This window comes from Arenimonas terrae (assembly GCF_006265115.1).
GTDB lineage: Bacteria > Pseudomonadota > Gammaproteobacteria > Xanthomonadales > Xanthomonadaceae > Arenimonas > Arenimonas terrae.
This window is the reverse complement of record NZ_SMDR01000005.1, coordinates 72,998-90,493: the sequence shown is the minus strand read 5'-3', so window position 1 is coordinate 90,493 and position 17,496 is coordinate 72,998. Positions and strand designations below refer to the sequence as shown.

Sequence of the window (17,496 nt, the reverse complement as noted above, 5' to 3'; positions counted from 1 at the left end):
CGGGTCTTGGAACAGGGGGAATCCAGGGGACCTGGTGCCGGGCGCCGAACAGGCGATGCGGGGGCAACGCTCGCGTCATAAAGCGACGCGCTGTGTCAGTCAGGGCCGTAGGATGCGCCGGCCCGGGGGCCGGCGCAACGGGATCAGGGGCCGCCGCGCTCAGGGTTCGTCGTCGCGTGTTTCGTTCTGTGACGCAGGTCTCGTTTCGCGCACCGGCGCCGCGGGGCGCTCGTAGCGCGGGGACGACGATGGGGCCGGCCGGGCGGCCTCACGCACCATCGGCCGCTCGTAACGCGGCGAGGGCGAGGGCGCCGGCTCGCGCATCGCCGGGCGCTCGTAGCGCGGCGGCGGCGCGGCTTCACGCATGGCCGGGCGCTCGTAACGCGGTGGCGGCGAGGGACGCGCGGCTTCACGCACCATTGGGCGTTCGTAGCGCGGCGGCGGAGACGGTTCACGCACCGTCGGGCGCGGGTAGCGCGAATCCGGCTCGAGCCGCGGCTGCGGCGCCACGCGGCCGTCGCCCGGGCCATAGGGCTTGCCGCCCGGGTTGCGGAAGTCGCTGCGCGGCGCCGGCCGCTCGTAGCGCGGCGCGGGGGCGGGCTGCGCCTGCGGATCGAGCCGCGGCTGCGGCGCCACGCGACCATCGCCCGGACCGTAGGGCTTGCCGCCCGGGTTGCGGGGACCGTCGCGGAAATCGCTGCGCGGCATCGGACGCGGCGTCACGGCGCCCATGCCATCGGGCGAGGTGCCGCCTTCGACCGGACGCGGACGCGGGCGGAAGGGGCCGCGCGGATTCTCGCCGGGGTCCGTGCGCGGTGGATTGGTCGCGATCGGGCCGGTATAGGGCGGCCGGATCGTGCCGCCCGGCCCGCCCGGGATCGGGCCCGGGCCGTGGTGCGGCGGACGTGGACGCGGACGTGGGTTGTAGTAGCCGTAGTCGTACCAGGGCGACCAGTGATGGCCGTACCAGCCCCAGTGGCCCCAGTTCCAGTGGCTGCCGAAGGACAGGCTCCAGCCGCTGTAGGGTCGGCGGTAGTAGCTGTTCCAGTACGGCGAGCAGCTCGACCAGGCGCCGCAGCCGTAGCGGTCCAGGCCCCAGAACGGCGTGTACGACGAATAGCCGTAGTCGTCGTAATAGTCGTAGTCGTCGTAATCCGGACCGGCGTAGTAGTCGCCGTAGCCATCCTCGGCCGGATAGTAGTAGCCACCGTCGCTGTAATAGCCGCCACGGTAGTAACCGTCGGTATAGGTGACGCAGCCCGCGAGCAGAAGCAGCAGGAGCGGGGCGAAACGGGCGAGGCGGCGAGTCATGGGAGTTCCCCCGGTGGCGACGGCAGTCTCGGCGTGAGGCGGTGAATCCGTGCTTAATCCTCCCGCCCCCGCCCATGCTACTGTGCGCGACCTTCACGGGGGGTTCCGATGCCGCTGCACCAGGCCTCCGGCCGCTGGAAACTCGGCCTGACGCTGGCCCTCGTCACCGCCGCCTGCTGGGCGACCCTGCCGGTGGCGCTAAAGCTCACCCTGCAGCAGCTCGATCCCTACACCCTGACCTGGTTCCGTTTCCTGCTCGCGGCCGGCGTGATGCTGGCCTGGCTGGCAGCGCGCGACGGCCTGGGCGGGTTCGCCTCGCTCGACGGTCGGCGCTGGGGCCTGCTGCTGGCCGCGGCCCTGTGCCTGATCGGCAACTACGTCTTCTATCTGCTGGGCGTGCAGTGGACGTCGCCGGCCAACGCGCAGCTGCTGATCCAGCTGGCGCCGCTGCTGATGGCCCTGGGCGGCATCTTCGTGTTCCGCGAACGCTTCAACGGCTGGCAGTGGGCCGGGCTGGCGATCCTGTTCGGCGGCCTGGCGCTGTTCTTCCGCGAACAGCTCGGCGTCGGCGGCCGGGGTTATGCCTTCGGTTCGGGCCTGGTGGTGTTCGCGGCGGTGGTCTGGGCGGCTTATGCGCTGCTGCAGAAGCAGCTGCTGCTGCGGCTGTCGTCACCGGCCATCCTGCTGGCGATCTACCTTTGCGCGAGCGTGGTGCTGCTGCCGCTGGCGCGGCCGGCGGCGCTGCTGCAGCTCGACGGCCTGCACTGGGGCCTGCTGATGTTCTGCGCGGTCAATACGCTGGTGGCCTACGGCGCCTTCGCCGAGGCGCTGGCGCACTGGGAGGCTTCGCGGGTGTCGGCGATCCTGGCGACCACGCCGCTGCTGTGCGTCGCCGCCGTGGCCGGAGTGCACACGCTGTGGCCGGCGAGCATCGCACCCGAGCGCATCGGCTGGCTGGGTTACGCCGGCGCGGCGCTGGTGGTGCTGGGCTCGGCGCTGACCAGCCTGATGGGCAGCAAACGCTGAGCCCATGCGCTGTTCCTGCCCAGCCTGGTGCGGACGCCAGGCAGGGCTTTAGTCTTCGAGCAGGCGCTGCAGCAGGTCGCGGCTGTCGGGCGACACCAGGCCACCCTGCAGCGACTCCAGCGCGGCGCGGGCGGCGCCACGCTGCGGCTGCGCCAGGCGGCGCCAGCTCTCGAAACTGCCGAGCAGTCGCGCCGCGACCTGCGGATTGAGCGCGTCCAGCCCGAGGATCTGTTCGGCCAGCAGGCGGTAACCCCCGCCGTCGCGACGATGGAAGCCCAGGGCATTGCCGCGGGCGAAACTGCCCAGCAGCGCCCGCACCCGGTTCGGGTTCGTCGCCTTCCACCAGGGCGACGCCAGCAGCGCGAGCACCGCGTCGCGGCTGTCGGGATGCGGGCGCGTGGCGACCAGGCCGATCCACTTGTCGGTCACCAGCGGGTCGTGCGCGAAGGCGTCGCGGAAGGACTGCAGCGCCGCGGCGGCGTCCGGCGCGTCGAAATGCAGCAGGCAGCGCAGCGCCGCGAGGCGTTCGGTCATCATGCCGCCCGCCGCGAACTGCGCCTGCGCCAGGGCCGCCTGCGGGTCGAGCCGGGTCAGCCAGGCCAGGCAGGCGTTGCGCAGCGCGCGCGCCGACATCGCCGCGCCCGAGAGGCCCTGGCGCGCCGTGGCGGCAAGCGCGTGGTAGCGGCGCTCCAGGCGCTCGACGTGGTCTTCGGCCAGGCGTTCGACCAGGGACTCGCGGCGCGCGACCAGCGATTCGACCTCGACCACGTCCACGGCCTCGGCCAGGGTGTCGAAGTCCGGCAGCGCCAGGCATTCGGCGACGAAGGCCGGATCGGCCGCGTCGTCGTCGAGCAGGTCGGCCAGCGCATCGCTGAGCGCCGACGTCGCCGACTCCGCGTCGAGCGTGCCCAGCAGGGCGCCGGTGGCCAGGCGCTGCAGCAGGTCCCAGCGATTGAAGGGATCGCGCTCGAGCCGCGCCAGCCGCGCGAGGTCGTCGGCGGCATAGTCGAGGTCGAGTTTCACCGGCGCGGCGAAAGCCTGGTTGAAAGCCGGCAGCGGCCGGTCGGTGAGACCGGTCCAGCGCAGCACGTGGCGGGCCCGCGTCAGTTCGACCAGGCCCGGGGCCTGCGCGGCGCCGGTGTCGGGCGGCGTCGTGACCGGCGCGCCGTCGGCACCGTAGAGCGCGAAACGCAGCGGGATGAGCAGCGGCTGTTTCTGCGCCTGCCCCGGCGTCGGCGGCGTGTGCTGGTCGACGGTGAGGGTGTAGTCGCCGCTGGCGGCGTCGTAGTGTTCGCGGATGCGCAGCTCCGGCGTGCCCGCCTGCGAGTACCAGCGCGCGAACTGCGACAGGTCGCGGCCGCTGGCGGCCTGGTGCGCGGCCAGGAACTCCTCGAGCGTGGCGGCGCGGCCGTCGTTGTCGGCGAAATAGCGGTCCATGCCGGCGCGGAATGCCGTGTCGCCCACCAGGGTGTGCAGCACGCGGACGATCTCGGCGCCCTTCTCGTAGATCGTCAGCGTGTAGAAGTTGCTGATCTCGCGGTAGCGGTCCGGCCGCACCGCGTGCGCGAGCGCGCCGGCGTCCTCCGCGAACTGCCGGCCGCGCAGCAGGCGCACCACCTCGATGCGCTTGAGCGCGCGCGAATGCAGGTCGGAGCTGAACTCGGTGTCGCGGAACACCGTCAGCCCTTCCTTGAGCGAAAGCTGGAACCAGTCGCGCAGCGTGACGCGGTTGCCGGACCAGTTGTGCAGGTATTCGTGCGCGACCACCGACTCGATCGCCAGGAAGTCGGCGTCGGTTGCCGTGGCCTCGTCGGCGAGGATGTAGCGGGCGTTGAAGATGTTCAGGCCCTTGTTTTCCATCGCGCCCATGGTGAAGTCCTGGGCGGCGACGACGTTGAATACGTCCAGGTCATAACCGCGGCCGAAACGCCGCTCGTCCCAGCGCAGCGCGCGTTCGACCGCGCCCAGCGCGTAGGCGCAGCGCGCGACGTCGGCGGCTTCGGCCCAGATGTTGAGTTCGACGCGGCGGCCTTCGGCGGTGTCGAGCGTCTGCGTGACGCGCTCGAGCGGGCCGGCGGCGATCGCGAACAGGTAGGCCGGGGTCGGATGCGGGTTCTCCCAGGTCGCCTCGTGCTGGCCGCCGCCCAGGTCGGCGGTGCCCAGCGGATTGCCGTTGGCCAGCAGCACCGGATAGTCGGTGCGCGCAGCCCGCAGCACGATGCGCCAGCGCGGCATCACGTCGGGACGGTCGGCCATGAAGCTGATGCGGCGGAAGCCCTCGGCCTCGCACTGGGTCAGCAGCAGGCGGCCGCTGCGGTACAGGCCTTCGAGCCGGGTGTTGGCGGCGGGACGGATGCGCACCCGCGTTTCCAGCACGCAGGCGCGGTCCAGGCCCGGCACCTGCAGCTGGCGGCCGTCGTAGCGGTAACGGTCGGCCGCCAGCGCCACGCCATCGACGGCGATCGCCAGCAGTTCCAGGTCCACGCCGTCGAGCACCAGGGCCTCACCGCCCTGCGCCGGATCGGGCACCAGCTGCAGCCGCGACACCACTTCGGTGGCCTCGGCGGCGAGTTCGAATTGCAGTTCGACCTGCGGGATGCGCCAGGCGGGCGCGGTGTAGTCGGCGAGGTAGACGAAGCCGTCGTCGCGGGGGACGCTCATTCTTTGCGGGTTTCCGGGGGGTGTTCGTGGCTTTGTTAGGCTATCACGCAGCCCTCCCGGACCGCCCATGACCCAGCCCCTGCCCTCCGCCGCCGACGTGCTGGCCGCCGCCGCCCGCATCGCTCCCTACGCCGCCCGCACGCCGGTGCTGCGCTCGCGCACGCTCGACGGGCTCGCCGGCGCGCGCCTTCACTTCAAGGCCGAGAACTTCCAGCGCATGGGCGCCTTCAAGTTCCGCGGCGCCTGCAACGCGGTGTGGTCGCTGGATCCGGAAACGGCGGCGCGTGGCGTGGTCACCCACTCCTCGGGCAACCACGGCGCGGCGCTGGCGCTGGCGGCGGGCGACCGAGGCATCCCGGCGCATGTGGTCGTGCCCGAAGGCGCGGTGGCCAGCAAGCTCGCGGCGATCCAGGCCTACGGCGCCACCCTGCACCGCTGCGCCACGACGATCGCTGCCCGTGAGGCCAAGGCTGCGGAGGTGCAGGCCCTGACCGGCGCAACCCTGGTGCATCCCTATGCCGATCCGGCCGTGATCGCCGGCCAGGGCACGGCGACGCTCGAGCTGCTGGCCGAGGCCGGCCCGCTGGACGCGGTGATCACGCCTGTCGGGGGCGGCGGCCTGGTCTGCGGCGCCGCTCTGGCTGCGCACGGCCGGGACCCGCGGCTGCCCGTGTTCGGCGCCGAGCCCGAGGGCGCGGCGGAAACCTTCGAATCCCTGCGCCTGGGCCGGCGCGTGACCGAGTTCGTGCCCGATACGATCTGCGACGGCCTGCGCGGCACCGTCGGCGAAGTCAATCTGGCGCTGATGCGCGCGCACGGCGTCCGGATCCTGCGGGTGAGCGATGCCGAGACGGTGGCGGCGATGCGCCTGGTCTGGGAACGCCTGAAGGTCATCGTCGAGCCGTCCTGCGCCACGGTGCTGGCGGCCGTGCTGCGCTATCCGGATCACTTCGCCGGCCAGCGGATCGGGCTTATCCTGTCCGGCGGCAACGTGGACCTGGCCGCCCTGCCCTGGTAACCGAGGAAGACCGAGTGATCATCGACGGCAACCGCGCGGCCGACCGCGCCATCGAGCTGGTGCTGGACTACTACGCCGCCTTCAACCGCGGCGACTGGGACGGCATGCTGGCCCGGGTCACCGACGACGTCGCCCACGACATCAACCAGGGCGCGCGCGAAACCGGCCGCGACGCCTTCGCCGCCTTCCTGCAGCGCATGAACCGCTGCTACCGCGAACAGCTCAGGGACATCGTGGTGCTGGCCAACGTCGGCGGCGCGCGCGTGGCCGCCGAATACGTCGTGCACGGCGAATACCTCGCCGACGACACCGGCCTGCCGCCCGCCCGCGGCCAGAAGTACGTGCTGCCCGGCGGCGCCTTCTTCGACATCCGCGACGGCCGCATCGCCCGCGTCACCAACTACTACAACCTCGAAGACTGGATCGCCCAGGTTTCGGCCAGCGCCTGAACACCACGGAGCACCCCATGAGCAACGAACGCGTCGAATGGACCGGCACGCCCTCGCAGATGCAGAACCTGGGCTGGTTCATCAGCTGCCTGCTGCTGATCCCGATCCCCTGGGCGATCTGGCGCTGGCTGGTGGTGAAGAACACCGTGTTCACCCTCACCGACCAGCGGCTGAGCATCCGTCGCGGCGTGTTCACCCGCATCACCGAAGACCTCGAACTCTACCGCGTGCGCGACACGCGCCTGGAGCAGACCTTCTTCGAGCGTTTGTTCGGCCTCGGCGAAGTGATCCTGTTCACCTCCGACGCCTCGACCCCGGAAGTGCACCTGCCCTGGCTCAAGGACGCCGAGGCGCTGCGCGAGACCGTGCGCAGGCTGTCGGAAGCGCGCCGCGACGCAAAACGCGTGCGCACGCTGGAGTCCGGCGGCGGTGGCCATCCGGACGTGGGCGGCCACGACGCGCTGGACTGATCCTCAGGGGCTGCGCTCGAGCACTTCCTCGAGCACCCAGCGCACGCGGCTGCCGTCGGCCGGCGGATTGGCCACGGCGACTTCGCGCACGCGGATGACGTATTCGACGCCGACCTGCCAGTCGAACCCCTCGATTTCGCCGTAGTGCAGCTGCCAGGCCGCGCCCGGCTGGGTGCGCACCTGAAGGCACAACGTCGGCGCCACGCCGGTGCAGGGCGCGCGCTGCCCGGCGACCATGACGATGCGCTCGCGGCCTTCGGCCGGCGCCAGGTCGCGACGGTCGAAACGCCAGGCCGAACCGTCGGCGGCGGTGAGGCTGAGGAAGGGATCTTCGACGCGCAGCGCGAGCGGCTGGGCCATCGCCGCCAGCAGGGCGGCTTCGCGCTGCATGATTTCCGGCGGGCACATCATCTTCGTGCTGGCGACGGCGCCGCCGTCCTTGCCGAAGGCCAGCGTGTCGCCGCTGCGCGTCCAGGCGCCGGTGTGGCGGTTGCAGGGCCCGCGCATCGAGAAACGATCGCCGTCGAAGCGCAGCGTCGCCGCGCCGGCGCCCGACAGCGACGCGCCGGGCTTGCCGCCCGGCACCGACACCAGGCGCCAGTCGACGCCTTCGATCGCTCCCTGCCCACCGGCCGCGGGCGAAGGCTCGGAAGACGTGGTGGCACAGCCGGCGAGGGCCAGCGCGATGCCCAGGCAAAGGGCCGGGCGGATTCGACGAACGATCATGGGTGACTCCGGGCGCGGGGGGATGGCCGGAGTCTAGCGCCGGGCGGTGCGCTTGGCGCCAGGCCCGACCCCGGCGTCAGCGGCGGCGCGTGGGAATGCGGTCGGCGGGGAAACTGGCGAGGTCGGCGCCGCCGTCGCGGCGCGGCGCGCCGGGCGCCGGGCCCCAGGTCTGGGCGGTGATCACTTCCCAGGTGCTGGGCAGCACGCCGTCGCGGCGCAGCGCCTCGTAGTGTGCGGTCACCCGCTGCAGGCGGCCGCGCCCGCCGAGCCCGCGCGGCCGGTCGTGGCGGGCGTCGCCGGCGCCGATCGCGCGCAGTTCGCGCATCAGGCCGCGCAGGTCGGGATAGGTCAGCGTATAGCGGTCGCGGTCGAGCACCGGATCCTTGAAGCCGGCGGCGAGCATCGCGTCGCCGACCTGCTGGATCGCCGCGAACGGTGACAGCGGCGGCGTCTCGCCGGCCTGCAGGTAGGCGTCGCGCAACTCCGACAGCGTCTCCGGGCCGAAGGTCGAGAACAGCAGCAGGCCGTCCGGCCGCAGCACGCGGCGGAACTCCGACAGCACCGCCGGCAGGTCGTCCAGCCACTGCAGGCAGAGGCTGGAGAAGATCACGTCCACGCACTGCTCGGCGAAGGGCAGCTTCGACACGTCGGCGTTCACGCGCCGCACCGGGCGCCAGAAGCGCGTGTGCTTCGGCACCTCGCGCAGCATCGGCAGCGCGGCGTCCACGGCGATGACCTCGGCCTTGGGCCAGCGCTTCTTCATCGCGCCGGCGGCGCGCCCCGGGCCGCTGCCCAGGTCGAGCACGCGCGACGGCTGGCGGTCGTCGAGATAACCGAGCTGCTCGAGCAGGCGCGCCTCGACCTCGCGCTGCAGCGCGGCCACTTCGGTGTAGCGCGACGCGGCGCGGCCGAAGGAGCGGCGCAGCTGGCGACGGTCGAACACGCTCATGGCAAGCCCGCCGCGAATCCGCGCACGGCCTGCGCGACCTCGTCCGCCTGGGTGAGGAAGGGCGCGTGGCCGCCGCTGGAGACCTGGTGGAAAGACGCGCCGGGCGCCGCAGCGGCGGCCGACTGCATCGCCGCCGGCGACACCAGCCGGTCGCGCCGGCCGGCGATCCAGAGGCTGGGCATGGCCAGGGTGGGCAGCGCCGCGCGCAGGTCCGTTTCCTCCAGCAGCTCCAGGCCGTCGCAGAGCACGTCGGTGTGCGGCTCGCCGTGGGCGAAGGCCTCGGCGCGCAGCAGGCGCAGCTCGTCACGCATCTTTTCCGAACCCTGCGCCTCGAGCATCAGGAAGCGGTCGAGCGTGCCGCGGTAATCGCGCTGCAGTTCGCTGGCGAAGGTGCGGAACACCGCGTTCTCCATGCCCTGCGGCCAGTCGCCCGTGCGCACGAAGCGCGGGCTGGCCGCGACCATCACCAGGCCGCGCAGGCGCGAGGGAAGGGCGGCCGCGGCCCGCAGCGCCACCAGGCCGCCCAGCGACCAACCCAGCCACAGCGCCCGCTCAGGCACCACCTCGGCGACGGCCGTCGCGGCATGGTCCAGCGTGAGCGGCAGGCCGGCATCGCGGCTGCGGCCGTGGCCCGGAAGGTCGACCAGGTGCAGGGTGAAGTGGTCCTGCAGTCGCTGCACCAGCGGCGCGAAGATGCCGGCGTGCATGGCCCAGCCATGCAGCAGCACCAGGGCCGGGCCCTGGCCGCGGATCTCATGGAACAGGGTCATGCGGTGACCGGATCGGGCCGCGACTTCACCGCTTCGGCCAGCGCGTTCAACAGGCCGTCGACATCGGCTTCGCTGTGGTCGCAGCTCAGCGTCACGCGCAGGCGCGCCTGGCCCTCGGGAACGGTGGGCGGCCGGATCGCCGACACCAGGTAACCCTGGGTCTCGAGCGACTTGGAAGCCGCCAGCGCGCGGGTGTTGTCGCCCAGCACGATCGGCTGGATCGGGGTGAAGGATTCCTGCAGCGGCAGGCCGCGCGCCGAGGCGCCGCGGCGGAAGCGCGCCACCAGCGACGCCAGCTTGGCGCGGCGCCAGGGCTGGGTGCGGATCAGGCGCAGGCTGGCGCGCATCGCCGCCGCCATCGCCGGCGCCGGCGCGGTCGAGAACAGGTAGGGCCGCGCGGTTTCGGCCACGTGCGAGACCAGCGCGGCGCTGCCCAGCAGCACCGCGCCCTGGCCGCCGAAGGCCTTGCCCAGCGGCACCAGCAGCAGCGGCACTTCCCGCGAGGTCAGGCCGGCGACCGCGAGGCTGCCGCGGCCTTCCGGACCGAGCACGCCGATGCCGTGCGCGTCGTCCACGTACAGGGTGGCGTCCTGCGCGCGCGCGACCAGGGCCAGGTCGGCAAGCGGGGCCTGGTCGCCGTCCATGCTGAAGACGCCGTCGGTGGCCAGGAGGGCGGCACCGTCGCGGCGCGACATCAGCTGGCGCATCGCCGCTTCCACGTCGGCGTGCGGATAGCGCTTGAGCTCGCAGCCCGAAAGCCGCGCGCCGTCGATCAGGCAGGCGTGGTTGAGCTTGTCCTGCACGCAGACGTCGCCTTCCTCCAGCAGCGACTGCAGCACGGCCAGGTTGGCCTGGTAGCCGCTGCCGAACAGCAGGCCACGCTCGTAGCCCAGCCACTGCGCCATCTCGCGCTCGAAGGCCGCGTGTTCGGAATGGTGGCCGCTGACGCCGGCCGAGCCGGTGCTGCCGACGCCGTGCCAGGCCGCGGCTTCCTGCAGCGCGCTGACCACGTCCAGGTGCTGGCTCAGCCCCAGGTAGTCGTTGCCGCAGAAGCTGACCAGCTGGCGGCCGTCCACCAGCACCTTGGCACCTTCGCGCGCCTGGATCTCGCGGCGCGTGCGCAGCGCGGCCTTGGCCACGCGTTCGGCGCGCGCGGCGGCCAGCCGGTCGGCGAGGCGGATGCGGGCCATGTCAGGCGGCGCAGGCCGGCGAGGCGGTTTCGACGATGTCGGCGTGCACGGTGTTCGATTCCTGGACGATGGTCATCGGGCGCAGGCCCAGGCGCGCGAACAGGGCCTGGTCGGCCTCGACGTCCGGGTTGCCGGTGGTCAGCAGCTTCTCGCCGTAGAAGATCGAGTTGGCGCCGGCGACGAAACACATCGCCTGCAGCTCTTCGCTCATCTCGGCGCGGCCGGCGCTCAGGCGCACCATCGAGGCCGGCATCATCAGGCGGGCGACGGCGATCGTGCGCACGAACTCGAAGGGATCGAGCAGGGCGGTGCCGGCCAGCGGCGTGCCTTCGACCTGCACCAGGCGGTTGATCGGCACCGAATCCGGGTGCGCCGGCAGGTTCGCCAGCGCCTGCAGCAGGCCGGCGCGCTGCGCGCGCGACTCGCCCATGCCGACGATGCCGCCGCAGCAGGTCTTCATGCCGGCGTCGCGCACGTGTTCGAGCGTGTCCAGGCGGTCCTGGTATTCGCGGGTGTGGATGATCTCGCCGTAGAAGTCCGGCGCGGTGTCGAGATTGTGGTTGTAGTAGTCCAGGCCGGCGGCGCGCAGGTCCCTGGCCTGCTGCTCCTTGAGCATGCCGAGCGTCGCGCAGGTTTCCAGGCCCAGGGCCTTCACCTCGCGGATCATTTCGGCCACCTTCGGGATGTCGCGGTCCTTCGGGCTGCGCCAGGCGGCGCCCATGCAGAAGCGCGAGGCACCGGCGGCCTTGGCGGCGCGGGCCTTCTCGAGCACCGCCTCGGTGCTCATCAGCTTGGTGGCATCCACGCCGGTGTTGTAGCGCGCGGCCTGCGGGCAGTAGGCGCAGTCCTCGGGGCAGCCGCCGGTCTTGACCGACAGCAGGGTCGAGACCTGGACTTCGGCCGGGTCGAAACGTTCGCGGTGCACGCCGGCGGCCCGGAACAGCAGCTCCGGGAAGGGCAGGTCGAACAGGGCGAGGACTTCCTCGCGCTTCCAGTCGTGGCGGATCACAGCAGGCATGGCAAAACCCTGACGGCGCGGGGGCGGCGGAGAGCGGCAGTCTGGTGAGCATGCCCCACCCTGTCAACCGAACCCGAGGGCCGGAAGTTGACAGCATGTCCCTGTGGGCGGGCCAACCAGGATCCGCAGCCTATGCCGTCGCGCCGCCGCCTTTCCGTGATCCGCTGCACAGTCCGCCATGAGCCGATGGCGCGCCTGGGCGCAGGACCTGGGCCTGGCCCTTCTGCCCGCCCGCTGCCTGGTCTGCGGCGAACGCGGCGTCGGCGGCCAGGACCTCTGCGACGACTGCCGCGCCGCCCTGCCCTGGAACCGCAGCGCCTGCGCCCGCTGCGCCCTCCCATTGCCCGTGCCGGCGCCGCTGTGCGGCCGCTGCCGGCGCGCGCCGCCTCCGTTCGACGGCAGTTGCGCCGCTTTCCGCTACGGCTTTCCGCTCGACCGCCTGCTGCCGCGCCTGAAGTTCCACGGCGACCTCGCGGCCGGCCGCCTGCTGGCCGAACTGGCCGCCGAAGCCCTGGCCGAGGCATCGCGCCCTCAGCTCCTGCTGCCCGTGCCCCTGCATCCGGCGCGGCTGCGGCAGCGCGGTTACGACCAGGCGCTGGAGCTGGCGCGGCCGCTGGCGCGGGCGCTGGACCTGCCCCTATGCGCCGATCACCTGCGCCGGCAGCGCGCCACCGCCGCGCAGTCCGAACTCGGCGCGCCCGCGCGCCGGCGCAACGTGCGCGACGCCTTCGCCCTGCGTCCGGGCACCCTGCCCGCCCATGTCGCGGTCTTCGACGACGTGATGACGACCGGCGCGACCCTGTCCGAATGCTGCCGCCTGCTCAAGCGCGCCGGCGTGGTCCGGGTGGACGCCTGGGCGGTCGCACGCGCGCCGGCGCCGGGTGCGGGCTAGTTTCCGGCCGGTCGCGGCGCCGGCTTCGGGATGTCGGCGCGCGGCCGCTTGCCCGAGCCGATCACCGCCACCGCGCGCAGCTCCACCGCGGCCCCCGGCTGCAGCAGGGCGGTGGTGCCGACGGCGGTCCAGGCCGGGTAGTGGTCGGGGAAATATTCGGCGTGGATCGGCGCGAAGCGCGCGAACTCGGCACCGAAGCTTTCGCTGTCGGTGGCGGTGGCGTGGAAGCTGGTCAGCTCGACCACGTCGGCCATCGTCGCGCCGGCCGTCTCCAGGTGCGCCTTCAGGCGCTCGAACAGGCCGCGGATCTGCGCTTCGTAGGTTTCGCCGGGGCCGGACGGAATGCCCGACACGATCACCATGTCGCCTACTTTCACCACCGGCGTGTAGTGGTAGTCGTGGTACGAACGCTCCATGCCGCGGGGGGCGAAATGTTCGCGGGTCGGCGCTTCGGTCGTTTCGGCGGCGAAGGCGGGCACGGCCAGCACGAAGACGGCCAGGACGGCGGGGCGGAGTCGGCGCAGGGACATCGGGGCTTCCCGGAAGCGGAGGGACGGCCAGTGTCCGGGGCCGCGGCAGCCGCGGCATCGCCCACAGGTCACGTCCGCCGATGCGGCCTGCGGACGTCCGTCAGGCCAGCGCGTAGTGGGCCGCGAGTCCGGCGAACACCGCCAGGCCGACCCACTGGTTGGCGCGGAAGGCGATGAAACACTCGTCGCGGCCGCGGTGGCGCGCGACCCAGAACTGCGCCAGCACCAGCAGCCCGGCCAGCAGCAGGCCCGCCTGGTAATAAACGCCCAGCTCCGCGCGTGCCCCGACCAGCCACATCGCCCAGAAGAACCCGGCGAAGAGCACGCCCTGGGCGACCAGGTCGGCGTCGCCGAACAGGATGGCGGTGGATTTCGACCCGGCGCGCAGGTCGTCCTCGCGGTCCACCATCGCGTACCAGGTGTCGTAGGCGGTGGTCCACAGCAGGTTGCCCAGGAACAGCAGCCACGCGATCGGCGGCACCGTGCCCTGCACCGCCGCGAACGCCATCGGGATGCTCCATCCGAAGGCGATGCCCAGGTAGACCTGCGGCAGGTAGGTGTAGCGCTTGAGGAAGGGATAGGTCGCGGCGAGGAACACCGCCGCGATGCTGAGATAGACCGTCAGCCGGTTGGTCAGCAGCACCAGTCCGAACGCCACCGCCATCAGCCCGGCGAACAGCAGCAGCGCCTCGCGCGGAGACACCGCGCCGGTCGCCAGCGGCCGCGACTTCGTGCGCTCGACCTGCGGGTCGAGCCAGCGGTCGGCGTAGTCGTTGATCACGCAGCCAGCCGAGCGCGTCAGCCAGACGCCGAGGCTGAAGATCAGCAGCGTGCCCAGCGGCGGGAAACCGCCGGACGCCAGCCACAGCGCCCACCAGGTCGGCCACAGCAGCAGCAGGGTGCCCACCGGGCGGTCGCCGCGGATCAGCTGCCAGTAGTGCGGCAATCGCTGGCGCCAGGCCGGCGGCCGCGGGTCGGGGACGGGGGGCGAATAACGTTCGTACGGCATCCGCAAAGCCTAGCAGAGCCCCGACGGCGACCATGACTTCCCGCACCCTTGCCCCTAGGATGGGCCGTCCCCATTCAAGGGACGTCCAACCCCGCAGGAGGAAGCAGGACCATGAGTGCAGGCCAGGGTTCCACCGGCAACGTCATCGCCGCGCTGTGCAGCTTCTTCATTCCCGGCCTCGGCCAGCTGGTCCAGGGGCGCATCCTCTGGGCGATCTTCTGGCTGATCCTCGCCGGCGTGCTTTGGGTCGTCACCTTCACGCTCGGCGGCTGGATCGCCAACATCCTCTCGTGCATCCACGCGGCGCTGTACACGCGCCGCAGCTGACCGGACTCAACCTGGCTGCACCCGCAGCCAGGTTTCCAGCTGCTCCGGCGCGAGCGGCCGGGTGAACAGGTATCCCTGCGCCTCGTCGCAGCCCTGCTGGCGCAGCAGGTCCAACGTGATTTCCGTCTCCACGCCCTCGGCGACCACGGCCATGCCCAGCGCGTGCCCCAGGGTCACCACCGCCTGGGTCAGGCCGCGCATGCGCTCGCCGTCGCCCGAGAGCTGCTGCACGAAGCTGCGGTCGATCTTCAGGTGCCGCACCGGGAAGCGGTGCAGGTAAGCGAGGTTGGAGAAGCCGGTGCCGAAGTCGTCCACCGCCAGCGTGATGCCGTTGGCGGCGAACAGGTCGAACGCGCGCCGCAGCACCTCGGTGTCGCGCATCAGCGCGGACTCCGTCAGCTCCAGCTCCAGCCGGTCGGTAGGCCAGCGGTAACGCTGGCAGATCGCCAGCACGTCGTCGGCGAACTGCGGGTCGCGCAGCTGCACCGCCGACACGTTCACCGCGATCCGCCCGAACTGCAGGCCGGCCTCGTGCCAGGCGCCGGCCTGCCGGCAGGCTTCGGCCAGCACCCAGCGGCCGATCGCCAGGATCTCGCCGCTGTCCTCGGCGATCGGGATGAACTCCACCGGCGAGCGCAGGCTGCCGTCCGGCCCCTGCCAGCGCAGCAGGGCCTCGATGCCGGTGACGTTGCCGTGGCGCAGGCAGACGGTCGGCTGGTAGACCAGGCTCAGCTCGCCGCGTGGCAGCGCCTGGCGCAGCTCCTGCTCCAGCGTCACGCGCCGCTGCACCTTCTCGAAGAAGCTGTCGTTGTAGAACTGGAAGCTGTTGCGGCCGCCTTCCTTGGCCGCGTACATCGCGGTGTCGGCGGCACGCAGCAGCGCGTCCAGGTCCGGGTTGCCGTCGCCCAGCAGTGCGATGCCGATGCTGCAGCCGACCTGCACCTCGGTGCCGGCCAGGTCCACCGGCAGGCCGAGCGCGGCGATGATCTTGCGCGCCACCACCGACGCGTCCTCCGGCCGGCCCACTTCCCGCAACAGCACCAGGAACTCGTCGCCGCCGAGCCGGCCGACCAGGTCGCTGCCGCGCACGCAGCTCTTGATGCGCCCCGCCACTTCCTGCAGCAGCTGGTCGCCGGCGGCGTGGCCGAGCGTGTCGTTGACCAGCTTGAAGCGGTCCAGGTCCAGGAACAGCAGGGCCAGCGGCGGCTCGCCGTTGCGCACCTGGCCGATGGCATCCTCGGCGCGCAGGCGGAACAGGAAACGGTTGGGCAGGCCGGTGAGGGTGTCGTAGTGCGCCAGCTGCTCGATGCGTTCGTCGGCCTCGTGTTCCTCGGTGATGTCCTGGGTGAGGCCGGTGATGCGGTAGGGCCGGCCGTCGCGCAGCTCCAGCCGGGCCATGATGCGCAGCCACAGCCGGCGCTCGTCCGGCGTGATGTAGCCCACCTCCAGCGTCTGCTCGGCGACGCCGTCCTCGATCATGCGGCGCATCGCCTCGAGCAGCCGCGGCCGCGACTCCTCTTCGTAGTGCTGCATCGAGCTGGCCACCGTCAGCGGCGTGCCCGGCTCGATGCCGTGGATGCGGTAGTTCTCGTCGGTCCACTGCAGCTCGCCGGTTTCGACCAGCAGCTCGAAGCCGCCGATGCGGCCGACCGCGGCGATGCGGTTGAGCAGGTCGTTGCGCCAGCGCGAGGTTTCCTCGGCGCGGTTGCGCTCGGTGACGTCGTGGATCACGCCGACCAGCCGGGTGACGCGGCCGTCGGCGCCGAAGATGCCCTCGCCGCGCGCCGCCACGGTCCGGCGTTCGCCGTCCGGGCGCAGCATCACCAGCTCCATGTCGTAGGGCGAGCCGTCCTCGAGCATGCGCCGCGACGCGTCCTGCAGGCGCTCGTACGAGGCCGGTTCGAACAGCGCGCGCTGGCGCCGGAACGGCGGCGGGGGCGCGCCCGCCGGCAGCCCGGCGATCAGGAACAGTTCGTCCGACCACCACAGGCTGTCGGTCTCCGGGTCCCAGCTCCAGCTGCCGATGCGGGCGACGTGCTGGGCCTGGTTGAGCAGCACTTCGCGCTCGCGCAGCTGCGCCTCGATCTGCTTGTAGCCGGTGATGTCGGTATGGGTGCCGATGACGCGGCGCGGCCGGCCCTCCAGGGTCCAGGCGATCACCCGGCCGCGGTCGAGGATCCAGCGCCAGCGGCCGCGCGCGTCGCGCACCCGGTATTCGGACTGGTACTTGGGGTGGCGGCCGGCGATGTGGTTCTCGAGCGCCTCGGCGACGCGGGCCTGGTCGTCGGGGTGCACCATGCTGCGCCAGCTGTCGAGTTCATCGCTCAGGTGGTCGCGCGGGTAACCAAGCATGCTCATGCAGCGGCTGGACCGGTAGACCTTGCCGGTATCGGCGCTCCAGTCCCACAGGCCGTCCTGTGCGTTCTCCAGCGCGAAACGCCAGCGGGCGCGGTCGGGCGATTCGGCCAGGTCCGGGGCCTCGTCCACCGCCAGCAGGCTGACGGTGTAGCCCTGCAGGTCGCCCTCGGCGTCGCGGGCGGCCAACAGCACGCAGTCGATCTCGACGCCCTCGCTGCGGTGGCGGTGCTGGACCTGCCGGTCGGGATTGGCGGCCAGCTGGGCCATGGCGCCGGCCAGCACCTGGCGCAGCTCCGCCTCCAGGCTCGGGGTGACCAGTTCGCGGGCCCGGTCGTTGGCGGCCAGCAGCCGGCCGGCGGCATCCAGCGCCAGCAGGGCGTGCCGGGACGGGTGTTGCAGCAGGCTGGTCAGGAAGGCGGCGTCCATCCCTCTCCTTCACCACGGGAGACGACCCGACCTTACGCCCCGGAACCTGTACCGAAAACCCTGGAAGGCCCGGCCTGTGAGCCTGCCCACAGTCCCGCACGGTGCGCGGGCTTAGACCGTGACGGACTTCAATGACATAATGCCGGGCCGCGCGCCTGTAGCTCAGCCGGATAGAGTAGTGGCTTCCGAAGCCATTGGTCGGGGGTTCGAATCCCTCCAGGCGCGCCATCCTTCCCAACGGGAGTCCGGGTTCGGGATTCCCGGTCGGCCTGACGGCCTCCCCCTCACGTTCGACTGGACCTGCGGTCCACAGCGTCGAACGCTCGACCCTCCAGGCGCGCCATCCTTCCCAACGGGAGTCCGGGT

General features: G+C 72.1%; 16 protein-coding genes and 1 tRNA gene. 7 read left to right on the top strand and 10 right to left on the bottom strand.

The genetic code is table 11. The annotated features are described in order from the left end of the window. Nucleotides 1-159: 159 nt before the first annotated feature. Complete coding sequence (locus E1B00_RS15075; protein ID WP_139450317.1) at nt 160-1,311, bottom strand: hypothetical protein; 1,152 nt, start codon at nt 1,309-1,311, stop codon at nt 160-162. Between the two features lie 108 nt (nt 1,312-1,419). Between E1B00_RS15075 and E1B00_RS15070 the strand changes: the two genes are divergently transcribed. Beyond that, nucleotides 1,420-2,337 (top strand): DMT family transporter, encoded by a 918-nt coding sequence (locus E1B00_RS15070; RefSeq protein WP_176693289.1) that lies wholly within the window; start codon nt 1,420-1,422, stop codon nt 2,335-2,337. 48 nt (nt 2,338-2,385) lie between these two features. Here the strand turns inward: E1B00_RS15070 and pepN are convergent, their stop codons facing one another. Further along, entirely contained in the window at nt 2,386-4,998 is a 2,613-nt protein-coding gene (gene pepN, locus E1B00_RS15065) for an aminopeptidase N (protein ID WP_139450315.1), read from the bottom strand. A gap of 67 nt (nt 4,999-5,065) precedes the next feature. Between pepN and E1B00_RS15060 the strand changes: the two genes are divergently transcribed. The 3 genes from E1B00_RS15060 to E1B00_RS15050 are packed head-to-tail and all read left to right on the top strand — an operon-like array spanning nt 5,066 to nt 6,935. Further along, the gene (locus tag E1B00_RS15060; RefSeq protein ID WP_139450313.1) at nt 5,066-6,016 is read left to right on the top strand and encodes a threonine ammonia-lyase; all 951 of its coding nucleotides are present in this window, start codon (nt 5,066-5,068) and stop codon (nt 6,014-6,016) included. A 14-nt stretch (nt 6,017-6,030) separates the two neighbouring features. Next, the gene (locus E1B00_RS15055; RefSeq protein WP_139450311.1) at nt 6,031-6,465 is read left to right on the top strand and encodes a ketosteroid isomerase-related protein; all 435 of its coding nucleotides are present in this window, start codon (nt 6,031-6,033) and stop codon (nt 6,463-6,465) included. 17 nt (nt 6,466-6,482) lie between these two features. Then, nucleotides 6,483-6,935: a PH domain-containing protein gene (locus E1B00_RS15050; protein ID WP_139450309.1), complete on the top strand. Its 453-nt coding sequence runs from the start codon at nt 6,483-6,485 to the stop codon at nt 6,933-6,935. 3 nt (nt 6,936-6,938) lie between these two features. Here the strand turns inward: E1B00_RS15050 and E1B00_RS15045 are convergent, their stop codons facing one another. The 5 genes from E1B00_RS15045 to bioB form a co-directional block, all read right to left on the bottom strand. Next, on the bottom strand, nt 6,939-7,661 hold the full coding sequence (locus tag E1B00_RS15045; RefSeq protein ID WP_139450307.1) for an META and DUF4377 domain-containing protein: 723 nt from the start codon (nt 7,659-7,661) through the stop codon (nt 6,939-6,941). Between the two features lie 76 nt (nt 7,662-7,737). Then, on the bottom strand, nt 7,738-8,610 hold the full coding sequence (gene bioC, locus E1B00_RS15040; RefSeq protein WP_139450305.1) for a malonyl-ACP O-methyltransferase BioC: 873 nt from the start codon (nt 8,608-8,610) through the stop codon (nt 7,738-7,740). Then, on the bottom strand, nt 8,607-9,374 hold the full coding sequence (gene bioH / locus E1B00_RS15035; protein ID WP_139450458.1) for a pimeloyl-ACP methyl ester esterase BioH: 768 nt from the start codon (nt 9,372-9,374) through the stop codon (nt 8,607-8,609). Before bioH ends, bioC begins: the two co-directional genes overlap by 4 nt. A 2-nt stretch (nt 9,375-9,376) precedes the next feature. Next, nucleotides 9,377-10,570 carry an 8-amino-7-oxononanoate synthase gene (bioF, locus tag E1B00_RS15030; RefSeq protein WP_139450303.1) on the bottom strand — a complete coding sequence of 398 codons (1,194 nt, stop codon included), beginning with the start codon at nt 10,568-10,570 and terminating at the stop codon, nt 9,377-9,379. A 1-nt stretch (nt 10,571) separates the two neighbouring features. Beyond that, nucleotides 10,572-11,588 (bottom strand): biotin synthase BioB, encoded by a 1,017-nt coding sequence (bioB, locus tag E1B00_RS15025; protein WP_139450301.1) that lies wholly within the window; start codon nt 11,586-11,588, stop codon nt 10,572-10,574. A gap of 178 nt (nt 11,589-11,766) precedes the next feature. On the opposite strand from bioB, the gene E1B00_RS15020 reads away from it, so the two are divergent. Beyond that, the gene (locus E1B00_RS15020) at nt 11,767-12,480 is read left to right on the top strand and encodes a ComF family protein (protein WP_139450299.1); all 714 of its coding nucleotides are present in this window, start codon (nt 11,767-11,769) and stop codon (nt 12,478-12,480) included. Here E1B00_RS15020 and E1B00_RS15015 read toward each other — a convergent pair. Then, nucleotides 12,477-13,010 carry a Rid family hydrolase gene (locus tag E1B00_RS15015; RefSeq protein WP_220396307.1) on the bottom strand — a complete coding sequence of 178 codons (534 nt, stop codon included), beginning with the start codon at nt 13,008-13,010 and terminating at the stop codon, nt 12,477-12,479. The two genes, E1B00_RS15020 and E1B00_RS15015, sit on opposite strands and share 4 nt — an antisense overlap. A gap of 100 nt (nt 13,011-13,110) precedes the next feature. Next, a complete protein-coding gene (gene ubiA, locus E1B00_RS15010; protein ID WP_139450297.1) occupies nt 13,111-14,019 on the bottom strand; it encodes a 4-hydroxybenzoate octaprenyltransferase in 909 nt (302 codons plus the stop codon). 111 nt (nt 14,020-14,130) lie between these two features. Here ubiA and E1B00_RS15005 point away from each other — a divergent pair, with 111 nt between their 5' ends. After that, nucleotides 14,131-14,346 (top strand): hypothetical protein, encoded by a 216-nt coding sequence (locus E1B00_RS15005; protein WP_139450295.1) that lies wholly within the window; start codon nt 14,131-14,133, stop codon nt 14,344-14,346. A gap of 6 nt (nt 14,347-14,352) precedes the next feature. Here the strand turns inward: E1B00_RS15005 and E1B00_RS15000 are convergent, their stop codons facing one another. Then, nucleotides 14,353-17,130 carry a sensor domain-containing protein gene (locus E1B00_RS15000; RefSeq protein WP_139450292.1) on the bottom strand — a complete coding sequence of 926 codons (2,778 nt, stop codon included), beginning with the start codon at nt 17,128-17,130 and terminating at the stop codon, nt 14,353-14,355. 151 nt (nt 17,131-17,281) lie between these two features. Between E1B00_RS15000 and E1B00_RS14995 the strand changes: the two genes are divergently transcribed. Next, nucleotides 17,282-17,358 (top strand) — tRNA-Arg (locus E1B00_RS14995). Nucleotides 17,359-17,496: the final 138 nt, after the last annotated feature.

Excerpts from the sequence above, each read along its gene's own strand:
- E1B00_RS15075 (WP_139450317.1), bottom strand. The coding sequence starts at position 1,311 with ATGACTCGCCGCCTCGCCCGTTTCGCCCCGCTCCTGCTGCTTCTGCTC.
- E1B00_RS15070 (WP_176693289.1), top strand. The coding sequence starts at position 1,420 with ATGCCGCTGCACCAGGCCTCCGGCCGCTGGAAACTCGGCCTGACGCTG.
- pepN (WP_139450315.1), bottom strand. The coding sequence starts at position 4,998 with ATGAGCGTCCCCCGCGACGACGGCTTCGTCTACCTCGCCGACTACACC.
- E1B00_RS15060 (WP_139450313.1), top strand. The coding sequence starts at position 5,066 with ATGACCCAGCCCCTGCCCTCCGCCGCCGACGTGCTGGCCGCCGCCGCC.
- E1B00_RS15050 (WP_139450309.1), top strand. The coding sequence starts at position 6,483 with ATGAGCAACGAACGCGTCGAATGGACCGGCACGCCCTCGCAGATGCAG.
- E1B00_RS15045 (WP_139450307.1), bottom strand. The coding sequence starts at position 7,661 with ATGATCGTTCGTCGAATCCGCCCGGCCCTTTGCCTGGGCATCGCGCTG.
- bioC (WP_139450305.1), bottom strand. The coding sequence starts at position 8,610 with ATGAGCGTGTTCGACCGTCGCCAGCTGCGCCGCTCCTTCGGCCGCGCC.
- bioF (WP_139450303.1), bottom strand. The coding sequence starts at position 10,570 with ATGGCCCGCATCCGCCTCGCCGACCGGCTGGCCGCCGCGCGCGCCGAA.
- bioB (WP_139450301.1), bottom strand. The coding sequence starts at position 11,588 with ATGCCTGCTGTGATCCGCCACGACTGGAAGCGCGAGGAAGTCCTCGCC.
- E1B00_RS15020 (WP_139450299.1), top strand. The coding sequence starts at position 11,767 with ATGAGCCGATGGCGCGCCTGGGCGCAGGACCTGGGCCTGGCCCTTCTG.
- E1B00_RS15015 (WP_220396307.1), bottom strand. The coding sequence starts at position 13,010 with ATGTCCCTGCGCCGACTCCGCCCCGCCGTCCTGGCCGTCTTCGTGCTG.
- ubiA (WP_139450297.1), bottom strand. The coding sequence starts at position 14,019 with ATGCCGTACGAACGTTATTCGCCCCCCGTCCCCGACCCGCGGCCGCCG.
- E1B00_RS15005 (WP_139450295.1), top strand. The coding sequence starts at position 14,131 with ATGAGTGCAGGCCAGGGTTCCACCGGCAACGTCATCGCCGCGCTGTGC.
- E1B00_RS15000 (WP_139450292.1), bottom strand. The coding sequence starts at position 17,130 with ATGGACGCCGCCTTCCTGACCAGCCTGCTGCAACACCCGTCCCGGCAC.